Origin of the sequence: uncultured Cetobacterium sp., assembly GCF_947038635.1 — a bacterium.
In the GTDB taxonomy this organism is placed as follows: Bacteria; Fusobacteriota; Fusobacteriia; order Fusobacteriales; family Fusobacteriaceae; genus Cetobacterium_A.
This window is the reverse complement of the sequence record NZ_CAMQXC010000060.1, coordinates 1-12,758: the sequence shown is the minus strand read 5'-3', so window position 1 is coordinate 12,758 and position 12,758 is coordinate 1. Positions and strand designations below refer to the sequence as shown.

The following is a 12,758-nucleotide window of genomic DNA, read 5'->3' as shown; positions in this document are numbered from 1 at the left end:
ATCTAATGCTGTTTGAATACCTGCTATTCCTCCACCTATAACCAAAGCTCTTTTTTCAACTGCAGTGGTTCCAGCTACTAACTCCTCATTTAAAGTTGCTTTAGCTATAGCTGCTTTTGTCAAGGATATAGCCTTTTCAGTTCCCACTTCCCTGTCTTTATGAACCCAAGAACAGTGTTCTCTTATATTTGCTATCTCCACTAAATATGGATTCAGTCCAGCTGACTCCGCTGCTTTTCTAAATGTTGCCTCATGCATTCTAGGTGAACAAGAAGCCACTACTATTCTATCTAGATTTTTCTCTCTTATAGCATCTTTTAAATAGTTTTGACCTACCTCTGAGCACATATATTGGTAGTCTACCGAATGAACTACTCCTGGCATACCCTTTACTGCATCTCTCACTTTTTCTACATCCACAGTACCAGCAATATTACTTCCGCACCAACAAACAAATACCCCTACTCTACGCACTGATTTTCCTCCCTTAATTAAAAAAATTACTTAGTGTATTTACGAAAACCACTTACAACTGCTTGTTGTGGCATATTTTTGTCTCTCATTAATTTTGAAACAACTTCAGGAGTCAATCTGTCCTCTCCCTGCTTTCTAACAACTGTTTGTCTCACCGCTTCCATCAATTTTGAAACACTCACATCTCTTGGGCATCGTGATTCACAAGTAAAACAAGCTGCACAATTCCAAATAGATTTTGATTCTCTTAATCTCTTTACATCTCCAATCTGTAAAAATCTTATAACTTGATGTGGTAGTATATCCATTCCAGCATTTGCAGGGCAACCTGCTGAGCACTTTCCACACTGCATACAATCATCTATTCTCTCTTTACTCAGTTCAACTATTTTTTGAACCTCTGAATTTTTTTTAGGATTTTTTTTCTCCCTAATCATTATTCCTCCTCTGTTTTAAGATTCAAAGCTTCTGCTAGTAGCTCAGTAAAGTATGTAACCTTAACTTTAGAATCTTTTTTCTCTAAGTTATATTTACAAAGAGGGCATGCAGTTATAATCTCCTCTATTCCATTTAACTCAGCTGATTTTATAATCTTTTCACTCATATTTTCAGCTAACTTTTTATTATTTACAGCTAAGTATCCTCCACAACACTCAGTTCTATAAGGATATTTTATAGCTTTTCCTCCTAGTGACTCTATAAAGTTCTCCATTATAGTTGGATTTTCTGGATTATCAAATGCCATCTCCTTTTGTGGTCTCAGTAAAAGACACCCATAATAAGCCCCTATTTTTCTTCCTTCCAATGGATTTTCAACTTTCTCTTTTAAAACTTCAAAAGTTACATCATTTTTTAACATCTCTAAATAATGAACTACCTCTGTTTCTCCTCTATACTCATTTTCAACCTCTAAATATAAGTTAGCTTTCTTTCTTACACCCTCTTTTGTTCTAATATCGTTATTAACTCTTTTAATAACATTGTGACAAGCTGAACAAAGAGTCAAAAGTTTTTCTCCTTTATCTCTTGCTGATATTAAACTTCTAACTGATGAAAGTTTTTGTGCTACCTCTCCGTCACTTTGAGGATATACTCCTCCGCAGCATTGCCAATTTTCAATCTCTTCCAATGAGATATTTAGCTTTTTTGCTGCCTCTAAAGCATAACTCTCCAATTTAGCTGCTTTAGTTTTTAAAGTACATCCTGGATAGTAACTATACTTCATTTTATCCCTCCATTTTAAAAGTATTTTTTCAAAAATTTTTGTTCTGAAAATAAGTACTATAATTCGTTTAAAGAACAGTTTTTTAATTAAAATTATAGTATTACACTAGTATTCAAGTCAACTGTTTTTTTAACTTTTTAAGTTTTTATAAAAAGTTAACCAAAACATGATTAATTAACGGTAAATAATTACCATTTATAATATATATTTTTCATTTATTGACACCTATAGATAAAGTATGTATAATTAGTGAAAATTGTTCTCAAATAATTTTAACAATACTATTTTTATACACTTTTGTTAGAAACATTTCAGACTTTTAAATATTGAAGGAGGAAAACACTCAATGATTTTTTTCATCACACTTTTTATTATTTTTTTTGTTGGTTACTTTATCGTTAAAAAGTTTTACCCACAAGGAGTCTTATTTGTAGCTGGTTTTTTACTACTTTGTGTCGCTATTCTTTTAAAGGATACACCTATTCTTAGTGAGAAGGCCTCAATAGGCTCTAATTTTTTAGATATTTTTCAATATTTAAAAGATACTTTTTCTAAGACTACTGCTGGTCTTGGTTTAACTATTATGGTTGTTGGAGGATTTGCTAAATATATGGACCACATTGGTGCCAGTAAAGCCCTAGTTAAAATCACAACAAAACCTATGAAAAAACTGAACTCGCCCTATTTAGTTCTAGCTCTAACTTATATTCTTGGACAAATTTTAAATATTTTTATTCCAAGTGCTTCTGGTTTAGGGGTTTTATTGATGGTTACTGTCTATCCAATTCTAGTTTCTCTTGGTGCTAGTCCACTCTCTGCAACAGCTGTTATTGGAACTACTGCTTGCCTAGATTTAGGACCCGCTTCTGGAAACTCAGTTCTAGCTGCTAAAACAGCAAATCTAGATGCCGCTCTTTATTTTGTTAAATATCAACTTCCTGTTGCTGTTTTTGTTATAGTTGCAATTGCAGTAACTCACTATTTTGTACAAAAAATTGGAGATAAAAATTTAACTTATGATGATTCTGGTGTAAAAACTAAAGATTCCATAGATGAAGAGGATAGCAATGTTCCAAACTATTATGCTATTTTCCCTATAGTTCCACTTGTTGTTATCTTAGCATTTAGCTCTCTTTTCAAAAGTTCAATAAAGATGAATGTTGAAGTTGCTATGCTTTTAAGTATCACTATTAGCATGGTTATTGAAGGGATTAGAAAAAAATCTTTTAAAAATACTATCAGTGAGTTAAAAATAATTTTCAACTCTATGGGTTCACAATTTGCTGCTGTTATAACTCTAATAGTTGCTGGTCAATTTTTTGCTTATGGTTTAACTAAAGTCGGAGTTATTAATAGTATTATCGATTGGACTAAAAACGCTGGCTTAGGTGTTCAACCTATGATTTTAGTTATGACTGCTGTTATTTCAGCTTCGTCTGTTATTATGGGTTCTGGAAACGCTCCATTTTTTGCCTTTGCTGCTTTAGCACCAACTGTTGCAGCATCTGTTAATATTGATCCTGTTGTTATTGCCATGCCTATGCAACTTGCATCTGGTATTGCAAGAAGTGTTTCACCTATTACTGCTGTTATTGTTGCTGTTTGTGGTATTTCAGGTGTTTCTCCATTTTTAGTTGTCAGAAGAACTTTTCTTCCTATGTTAGTTGGGCTTATTGTTCTTCTTATCTCTAACATGGTTTTATTTGGTTAATATAAAATTCAAGGAGGATTTTTATGGACTTAAATACTTATTTAAAAAATTTAGAAATACTTGTCAATGTAGATTGTGGTAGTAATACTCCAAAAGGATTACAATTTGTAACTAATTTTTTCAAAAATCTTTATAGAGATTGGATAGTTGAATATCATGAACTGAATGGAAAAAACCCTGTTCTTGTTATTAAAAATAGAGATGTTAACAATTTTGATTTTCTTTTTATAGGTCATAATGACACTGTGTTTCCTGAGGGAACTGTAGCTCAAAGACCATTTAAAATAGAGGGTGATATTGCAACTGGACCTGGAGTTTATGATATGAAATCAGGACTTTTATCAATGTATGAGGTTGCAAAAGATTTTAAAGATAGCCCTTTAAATATATGTATAATAATAAATACAGATGAAGAAATTAGCTCTTTAATATCTAGAGAATTAATTACAGAAATGGGAAAAAGAACAAAATATGCTTTAGTTTTTGAACCAGCTAGAAAAAATGGAAATATGGTTTCAGAAAGAAAAGGGTTAGTTAAATATGAAATTACTTTTAATGGAAAAGCTGCTCATGCTGGAATAGCGCCTCAAAATGGTATAAATGCTATTGTTGAAGCTTCTCATTGGATTTTAGAAATTTCAAAATTACAGAATTTAAAATTAGGGAACTCTATTAATGTTGGAATTATTAATGGAGGATTTGGAGTAAATACAGTACCTGATAAAGCTATTATAAAATTTGAAGGACGATCACATGATATAAATCATTTTGAAAATATAGAAAAAACCTTAAGTAGATTAAAAGAAAATCCATATGTTGAAGGTATTAATATTGAAATAAAAGAGATTGGTTATAGACCCCCTTTAGTTCTTAATCCTTTATCGAAAGAACTTTTAGATAAATTTGAAATAGCTAAAAAACAATTCAAAATTGATTCTAATTGGGAAAAAACTGGTGGTGGATCTGATGCTAATTTTTTAGGAATCCTTGGAGTAGGAGTTCTTGACGGAGTAGGACCTGTTGGTGGAAACTCTCATGAGACTTCTGAATATTTAGTTATCTCATCTATTGAAAAACGTATTGAGATGGTAAAAGAAGTTTTAAAGATGTTTTTATAAATATTTTCATGGAAAAAAATACTAAAATAATGTATAATTATGAAAAAGAATGTATTGGAGGTATTTTTAATGAAAATTAAAGCCTTTCCTTTGGGAAGCTATATGACGAACTGCTATTTGGTTTGGAATGACAACAATGAAGCTTCTCTTTTCGATTGTAGTGATTCTAGATTAGAAAACATTGTATCTTTTATAAAAGATCACAATTTAACTCTAAAAAATGTTATTCTTACTCATGGTCATGGTGATCATATTGGTGGAATAAATGAAATAAAACGTCTTTTTCCTAATGTTCATGTTTATATTGGAAAAGAGGAAGAGAAATTTTTAACTGATGTATCCTTAAACTTATCTTATGCTATTCAAGGATATGATTTTGCATATACAGGTGATTTTACTCCTATAAAAGAGGGAGATTCTATTTTTGGTTTTGAAGTTATTGATACTCCTGGTCATACAGTTGGTTCTAAATGTTTTTATAACAAAGAATCTAATTTTATGATTTCTGGGGATACACTATTCAGAAGAAGTTATGGTAGATATGATTTACCTACTGGTAATTTATCACAATTACAAAGAAGTTTAAAAAAGATTTGTGAAACTTATCCAGAAGATACTATAGTGTATAGCGCCCATACTGAACCTACTATTTTAGGTGAGGAAAAAAGAGTATTAAAATCCCAAGGAATGTTTTAGGAGGAATTAATATGGAAAACAAAGTTTATGATGTTGTTATTATCGGTGCTGGACCAGCTGGTCTAACTGCGGCACTTTATGCTGGAAGATCTAATCTTTCAGTTTTAGTTATTGAAAAACCAAATACTGGAAGTCTTCTTATGGCTCATAAAATAGAAAACTATCCAGGTATTTTAGGATCACCTACTGGAAAAGATATCTATACTTTAATGAAAGAGCAAACACTTAAATACAATGTTGAATTTGTCAACGCTACATTTTTAGCATTTGATTTATTTGGAGAACATAAAATTGTAAAAACAGATATCGAAAATTTCCTAGGAAAAACTGTTATAATTGCAAGTGGATGGGCAAAAAATGGGTCGAAAAAACTTCCTGGAGAAGAAAAATATCTGGGAAAAGGAGTTTCTTACTGTGCAACTTGTGATGGTGCTTTTACAAGAAATATGACTGTTTCTCTTTTTGGAAAAGGTAAAGAAATTGCTGAAGAAGCTCTATTTTTAACAAAGTATTCAAAAGAGATTCATATGTTTATAACTGATAACTGTGATGATAGTTGTGATAAAGCTCTTATGGAAACATTAAAAGCTAACGAAAAAGTTAAAATGTCTTATTCAAGTGAGTTAGTTGAAATTAAAGGAGATGAATTTGTTGAAGAGGTTGTTGTTAAAATCAATGGTACTCACGAAACTTATCCTACTCAATTTGCTTTCTTATATTTAGGAACAAAATCACTTAAAGAACTGTATGGAGAGGTTTCATCTTTAGATGAGCAAGGCTATATTATTACTAACGAGGCTATGCATACATCTGTTGAAGGAATATACGCAGCTGGAGACGTTAGATCTAAGCATATTAGACAAGTTACTACAGCTACATCAGATGGAACAATTGCTGCCTTAGAAGCGATTAAACACGTTTTAAAGAAACATAATTTAAAAGCGCAATATAGCTAAAAAAAGTCAGAGTTTTACTCTGACTTTTCTATTTATTATAATTTAAATAACATATCCTCATAAGTTGGTACAGGCCAAACTTTCTTTTCAACTTGATGCTCTAATAAATCAATAATGTCTCTTAAACATTTAAGTAATGGAATTATTTCTTTATTTAAATAAACTACTTTTTCATATAAATCTTCAATTTCATTAGCTACTACAAGTTGTGACTCTAATTGAGCTAAATAGTCTTTTAAACGATTCTTTCCAGCTAATAGTTTTACTAAATGAGCCTTATCAGCTATTAAAAACTCATCATCTCCTAAAACTTCCCTTAATGATAAGATACTATTTGATATCTTAGCTGCATATTCCATTAAAGCTGGGTATATCTCATTTCTAGCTATTCTAACCATTGAGCTTCCTTCAATATTAACTTGTTTAATATAACGCTCACAATAAACCATATATCTTGCCTCTAACTCTTCTGGTGATAACACCTTGGCATTTTTAAATAGTTCTACTATATTCTCTTGTCTATATACTTTCAATCCTTCTAATGTATTTTTTAAATTTTTTAATCCTCTTTTTTCTGCTTCAATTTTCCAACTTTTATCATAACCATTTCCATTAAACAGAATTCTTTTGTGTTTTTCATATCTATCTTTTATAAGTTCTATTATATCCTTTTTTAAATTTTTAGGATCTCTTCCTTCTAAATAATTAGCATACTCTTTTATTATAGTTCCAATAATTGTATTTATTATAAATGTCGGTGTAGACGCTGATGCACTTGAACCTGGCATTCTAAATTCAAATTTATTTCCTGTAAACGCAAAAGGTGATGTCCTATTTCTATCTGATATATCCTTTGGTATTTTTGTAAAGTTTTTTACACCAAACTCCATATTTTCTTGTGCTTCATTTACAGGAACTATTTTTCCTATATTTTTTAATATTTCTTCTAACTCTTCCCCTATGAAAACTGAAATTATCGCAGGAGGCGCTTCGTGCCCACCTAATCTATGGTCATTTCCAGGAGTTGCACAAGAAGCTCTCAAGACATCTTCATATCTATCAATCCCCTCTAGAACCGCTGTCAAAAATACTAAAAATTGAAGATTATTTTTTGATAAAGAAGAGGGATCTAATAAATTTTCTCCTAAATTTGTTGATAGTGACCAGTTGCAATGTTTTCCAGATCCATTAACTCCTTTAAATGGTTTTTCATGTAATAATGCACTTAATTTATGTCTATCTGCAACCTTTTTTATTATATCCATAGTCAATTGATTCTGATCAACAGCCACATTTGCCGTTGTGAACATCAGTGCAATTTCAAATTGATTAGGAGCTACTTCATTATGTTTGGTTTTTGCCATTATCCCTATTTTCCATAATTCCGCATCTATCTCATTCATCACTTTTTCAACTTTTTCCTTTATACTTCCGTAGTAATGGTCATTTAACTCTTGACCTTTTGGTGGTAAAGATCCAAATATTGTTCTACCTGAAAGCATTAAATCTTGACGTTTTTCCCAAAATTTCTTCTCTATTAAAAAATACTCTTGCTCTAATCCTAGAGTGTTTGTTATTGACGTTACATTTGATTTAGGATCTAGTATCTTTTTTAATCTTAGTGCTTGCTCTGATATAAAGTCTATCGATCTTAATAAAGGTACTTTTTTATCTAATGCCATTTGATTATATCCAATAAAAGCTGTTGGAATATATAGTGATTTAGATAACCCCTCTCCTCTTAAAAACATCGGTGATTTACAATCCCATGCTGTATATCCTCTTGCTTCAAAAGTTGATCTAACTCCTCCATTTGGAAATGATGATGTGTCAGCTTCACCTTTTATAAGCTCTTTTCCAGAAAATTGTGAAACACAAGTTCCGTCAGATGACATAGAAATAAATGAATCATGCTTTTCAGCAGTCAATTCTGTCAATGGTTGAAACCAATGTGTAAAATGTGTAGCTCCATTTTCAGTAGCCCAATTTTTAACTGCATTTGCTATTGAGTCAGCAAGTTCTATAGATAGCTCTTTTTCTCCATTTTGAACTTTTTTAAACTCTTTAAAATACGATTCTGGTATTCTGCTTTTTAACTTATCCTCTGTAAAGCAAAATTGTCCAAAAATTTCTAGCATGTTGTTCATAAATCCTCCCTTTTTTGTTCTACATTGTCGAACGTCATTCTTCAATAAAAAATTGTTATATTAACAATATACTATTTTTATTTTTTTGTCAATAGGAAAATAAAAAAGAGGAGTTCTCACTCCTCTCGTGCTCCTAATTCGAACGATATTTTTTTACTCATAGCAACCATCTTTGGTGCCAAATTAGGTAAAATATTCATTAATTTTTCTCTTGTCGCCATTATTGATGCTGTTCCAACAAAAACATTATTAACTTTAAAAATTGGAACTGATATACAATAAATTCCTAACTCAACCTCTGATCTCTCTAAAGAATATCCATCTTCTCTAATTTTATAAATCTCTTCTATTAATGTTTCTCTATCTATTATTGTACTATTTGTGTATTTATACAATAGATTTTTACTAAATATTTTATCGATATTTACATCTTTAGAATATGCTAATGCTAGTTTTCCAGAAGCTGATGCATTTAAAGGAATTTTAGTTATCGATGTACTAATTGTATAATACATAGAATCTGATTGTACTCTATCAATTAATTTTAAATGCTCTCTCTTAAATAAAAACAAATTCACGGTCACTGAAAACTCTTCTGATATCTTTACTAAATACTTATGCCCGATATTCTTTATTAAAACATCCTCATTTACAATAAAGCTTTTTTCTATAAACGCTGGCCCTAATGAATAATTGCTATTTTTCTCATTTTGCTCTAAATATGAGTTTTTTAAAAGTGTTGATACAATTCCATGTACAGTACTTTTACTTAGACCTACTTTTTCACTAATCTCTTTTAATGAAAGTTCATGCACATTTTCATTAAAGCAGTTCATTATATCTATTGCTCTTTGGATAGATTGTATAGTTTTCCCTTCCATAAAATCCCCTTTTATTTTAATCTAAAGAATCCTTCTTCAGTTTTTTCAATTTTTCCCTCTTTTAAAAGTTTTCCTATAGCTCTTTTAAAAGCTTTTTTACTTATTCCAAAATACTCTTTTATAGCTTCTGGCGAACTATCATCATTAAATCTAAAGTGTGTTTTTAATATTTTCATTTTTCCTAAAATACTTTCTGCATCTTTATCCATCTGAACAAAAGCTAGCTCTCTCATTGCTAAGTCTAACTTTCCATCCTCTCTAACTCTAATAACTCTAGCTTGAATCTCTTCACCTACATAAAACTTTTTAAAACACTCGCTATTTGGGATTAATCCAAAGTATCTATTGTCCACCGCAACAAAAACACCAATTTCAGGATTAATTCTGTATACTGTACCTTCTACAAAATCATTTTTTTGATAATCCTTATTTGGCATTAAAAAACTATATATTTTCATTGTTGCAGATAGTCTTCCTTTACTATCCTCATATATTCCAACTAAAACCTCATCTCCTGGTTTAACTTCTCCTACCATTTGTGCATGCGGTAATAGTAACTCTTTTTTTAATCCCCAATCTAAGAATGCTCCTAGTTTTTCATTTGTATCTGTTACATAAAGCTTTCCTATTGTTCCAACTGTTAAAGCTGTTTTTCTTAAAGTTGCTGTTAGCCTGTCTTCCGAGTCTCTATATATCATTACATCTAACTCATCACCAATATCTAAAACTTTCCCCTCTAACTCATTATTAGGCAGCAGAATATTGTCTTTTGAGTCTCCTGTTCCTGCATCTAAATGCGCTCCTTTGCTACTGAAGTTATTAATCTTCATTGTTTGTCTTTTTCCTACTTTTACCATTTTACCTTTCTCCTTACTATTTTACTCCAAATAGTTTCCAAATAAATTAAATTTCTCTTCCATTTTATGAGGATAGTTTTTATAATAATACTCAAAAAGTTTTACTACAGGTTTAAAATCCTCATAACTTTCTAATATTCTTAAATACTCTTTTTCAATACTAATTAAAGAGTAATAATCACTTTTTTCAAACATTTTAAATAATCTATTAATTATATCAATCACTTCTTTAAGAGGAACCTCTATTCCTTTTCCAATTATAAGTGCCTCTATATAAAAAGTTCTACTTTCATTTTTTTTCTCAAAGTATTCTGATATTTTTCCTAGATTATATAATAATTTAAATTTTTCTTCATTATTTTTAATAATTTTTTTTTCATAAATATTTTTTAATTTTAAATAAATATTTTTTAACTCATTATTTTTTTTAGAATTAATTAAAATTTTTCCTAAACTATAGAGAGTATCTAATTTTTCCTCTAAAGTTACAGCTTTTCTTAAAATTAAAAAGTATAATTCTATTCCTTTTTCTATATCAGATTCTATATAAATTTCTGCTAAAATATTCAAACAATTATTTTTTACAACTCTATTTTTTATAATTTTTAAATACTCATTTATCTCATTCTCTATATTTAAATAGTTTCTTTCTTTATCTTTATAAAGTGATAGTAGATATAGATAATATATTTTATCATTTCTTTTTAAAATTTGATTTGATAAAATATCATCTTTATATTTATTAAACAGTAAAGATATTATCTCATACTTTTCATGTTTTGCACATAAATTTATAAAAATTTCAAATTCCTTTTCATACTTTTTAATTTCTGTAATTCTTTGAAAAAGTTTACTGTACATTCTTCTAGCTTCGTTTGTATTTTCCAATTTTAAATATATCTCTGCTAAATCGATTATATATTTGCTTTGATCTATTTTTGGTAGCTTTAAAATGCCCTCTTCAACTAGCCATTTATTAGCTATCTCTTCATCTTTTATAACTTTATCTAAATATTTTTTAGCTTGTTCTTCAGAAGTTTCTATAAAACTCTCGTAAGTTATTGTAAGCTCTTCACCTAACTCTTCAATTATTTTCTTCAAATTTTTATAAAAAATAACACTCATTTTTTTACTCAGAGATTTTCGACCGCATTCAACCATTCCTAAATATGTTTTAGAAACTTTATCCCCTGTTATATCTTCTTGTTTAATTTTATAATGTTTTCTATATTTTAGTATCTTTTCTCCTGGCGATAAAAACATACTATTCCCCCTTAAAATAAAAAACTGTTTATTATAGAATATCAAATTTTACATATTTTTACAATAAAAAATACCTTAGATTAGTCTAAACTCTAATCTAAGGTATTAGCTTACTCTTTTTCCAATAATATTGTTTTATTATTTTTAATGTAAATTTCTTCGTAGTCATCTAAAGAATCTAATGCTATTTTAGACATTGGAACTATTGCAATAATATTAAATACTGTCATTAATGCCACTCCTAGGTCTCCTAACTCCCATACAAACAAATATTGAGCCATTCCACCTACAAACATCATAACTAAAGCTAAAATTTTATATGCATCCTGAGCTTTCATTTTATCACCAAATAAAAATGCTACGTTAGATCTTGCATAGAATAATATTCCCAAAAATGTACTAAAGCTAAATAAGAATAATATTACTGCAACTAAAGGTGTTCCAATACTTCCTATATGATAATCCATACAACTTTGAAGTAAGTCCATTCCCATTTTTCCCTCTCTAATTGATTGTGGTGCTAAAAGCATTGTAAATGCTGTACAACTACAAACAACTAAAGTATCTATAAAAACACCTAAAGCTTGAATTAATCCCTGTTCAACAGGATGATCTACATCTGCTGCTGCCGCTGCACATGGAGCTGAACCGCTTCCCGCTTCATTTGAAAATAATCCTCTTTTTACTCCTTGCATTAATACAGCTCCAAACCCTCCTGCAACTATTTGTCTAGCACCAAATGCTTCTTCAAAAATTTCTAAAAACATTCCTGGAACTGACCCTATATTTTTAACTAGTATAAACAATGTTAAAGAAAAATATAATATTGCCATTATTGGTACTAATTTATTTAATACGTCAGCTATTTTATCTTTTCTTCCTTTTCCAAATAAAACTATTGCTCCTAAAGCTGTCATTGCAACTGATGTATAAAGTGGTGATATTCCAAAGGCATTATTAAAAGATTCTGATACTGAGTTAGAAACTATTTGTGTTATTCCAACCCAAGTTATTAGTCCAGAAATTGCAAATAAAATTCCACAAAGTCTGAAATTAGAAGATTTTTTATAATATCTTTTTCCACTTTTAGATATAACATCCGAGTCTTTTTCTAAATTTTTTTCAAAAGGATCATTTTCTCTAGATTCAGCGACAACCTCCATTCGATTCATAAAATAAGCTGGTCCACCTCTCCAACCACCAAACAAAGGATCTTTTTCTTTATAAATTTGGGCCAATGTACTCTCTATAAATGCAGTATTTGAACCTATTATAGCTGCAACCCACATCCAAAAGATTGCTCCAGGGCCTCCAAAAGAAACTGCAGCTACCACACCTGCCAAATTACCCATTCCAACTCTAGATGCTGTAGCTATAAATAAGGCTTGTAAGCCTGAAATTGCTTCTTTATCCTCTTTATTCTTACTCTT

The 12,758-nt window shown here is 29.9% G+C and carries 11 protein-coding genes and 1 pseudogene; 4 read left to right on the top strand and 8 right to left on the bottom strand.

All coding sequences use genetic code 11. The features are described from left to right. The 3 genes and pseudogenes from Q0V08_RS07055 to Q0V08_RS07045 all read right to left on the bottom strand — a co-directional run. A pseudogene (locus tag Q0V08_RS07055) lies at nucleotides 1–474 on the bottom strand (disulfide reductase); the annotation flags it as partial. Nucleotides 475–500: 26 nt separating this feature from the next. Next, the gene (locus Q0V08_RS07050; RefSeq protein WP_297433357.1) at nucleotides 501–911 is read right to left on the bottom strand and encodes a 4Fe-4S dicluster domain-containing protein; all 411 of its coding nucleotides are present in this window, start codon (nucleotides 909–911) and stop codon (nucleotides 501–503) included. Further along, the gene (locus Q0V08_RS07045) at nucleotides 911–1,699 is read right to left on the bottom strand and encodes a CoB--CoM heterodisulfide reductase iron-sulfur subunit B family protein (RefSeq protein WP_297433355.1); all 789 of its coding nucleotides are present in this window, start codon (nucleotides 1,697–1,699) and stop codon (nucleotides 911–913) included. Before Q0V08_RS07045 ends, Q0V08_RS07050 begins: the two co-directional genes overlap by 1 nt. 346 nt (nucleotides 1,700–2,045) lie before the next feature. Between Q0V08_RS07045 and dcuC the strand changes: the two genes are divergently transcribed. The 4 genes from dcuC (at nucleotide 2,046) to Q0V08_RS07025 (ending at nucleotide 6,180) form a co-directional block, all read left to right on the top strand. Further along, on the top strand, nucleotides 2,046–3,410 hold the full coding sequence (dcuC, locus tag Q0V08_RS07040) for a C4-dicarboxylate transporter DcuC (RefSeq protein WP_297433353.1): 1,365 nt from the start codon (nucleotides 2,046–2,048) through the stop codon (nucleotides 3,408–3,410). Between the two features lie 23 nt (nucleotides 3,411–3,433). Further along, nucleotides 3,434–4,528: a M20 family metallopeptidase gene (locus tag Q0V08_RS07035; RefSeq protein WP_297433351.1), complete on the top strand. Its 1,095-nt coding sequence runs from the start codon at nucleotides 3,434–3,436 to the stop codon at nucleotides 4,526–4,528. 69 nt (nucleotides 4,529–4,597) lie between these two features. Next, nucleotides 4,598–5,224, top strand: a complete 627-nt coding sequence (locus Q0V08_RS07030) for an MBL fold metallo-hydrolase (protein WP_297433349.1) — start codon at nucleotides 4,598–4,600, stop codon at nucleotides 5,222–5,224. An 11-nt stretch (nucleotides 5,225–5,235) separates the two neighbouring features. After that, nucleotides 5,236–6,180: an FAD-dependent oxidoreductase gene (locus Q0V08_RS07025; RefSeq protein WP_297433347.1), complete on the top strand. Its 945-nt coding sequence runs from the start codon at nucleotides 5,236–5,238 to the stop codon at nucleotides 6,178–6,180. A 35-nt stretch (nucleotides 6,181–6,215) separates the two neighbouring features. Here the strand turns inward: Q0V08_RS07025 and Q0V08_RS07020 are convergent, their stop codons facing one another. From Q0V08_RS07020 to Q0V08_RS07000, 5 genes are all read right to left on the bottom strand, one after another. Next, a complete protein-coding gene (locus tag Q0V08_RS07020) occupies nucleotides 6,216–8,327 on the bottom strand; it encodes a glutamine synthetase III (protein WP_297433345.1) in 2,112 nt (703 codons plus the stop codon). Between the two features lie 116 nt (nucleotides 8,328–8,443). Next, nucleotides 8,444–9,208, bottom strand: coding sequence for an IclR family transcriptional regulator (locus Q0V08_RS07015; protein WP_297433343.1), 765 nt, complete (start codon nucleotides 9,206–9,208; stop codon nucleotides 8,444–8,446). Nucleotides 9,209–9,219: 11 nt separating this feature from the next. Beyond that, on the bottom strand, nucleotides 9,220–10,065 hold the full coding sequence (locus tag Q0V08_RS07010; protein ID WP_023049783.1) for a S1-like domain-containing RNA-binding protein: 846 nt from the start codon (nucleotides 10,063–10,065) through the stop codon (nucleotides 9,220–9,222). A gap of 21 nt (nucleotides 10,066–10,086) precedes the next feature. Next, complete coding sequence (locus Q0V08_RS07005; protein ID WP_297433341.1) at nucleotides 10,087–11,328, bottom strand: hypothetical protein; 1,242 nt, start codon at nucleotides 11,326–11,328, stop codon at nucleotides 10,087–10,089. A 110-nt stretch (nucleotides 11,329–11,438) separates the two neighbouring features. Next, nucleotides 11,439–12,758 (bottom strand): alanine/glycine:cation symporter family protein (locus tag Q0V08_RS07000; protein WP_297433338.1); only part of this gene is annotated, 1,320 nt, incomplete at its 5' end.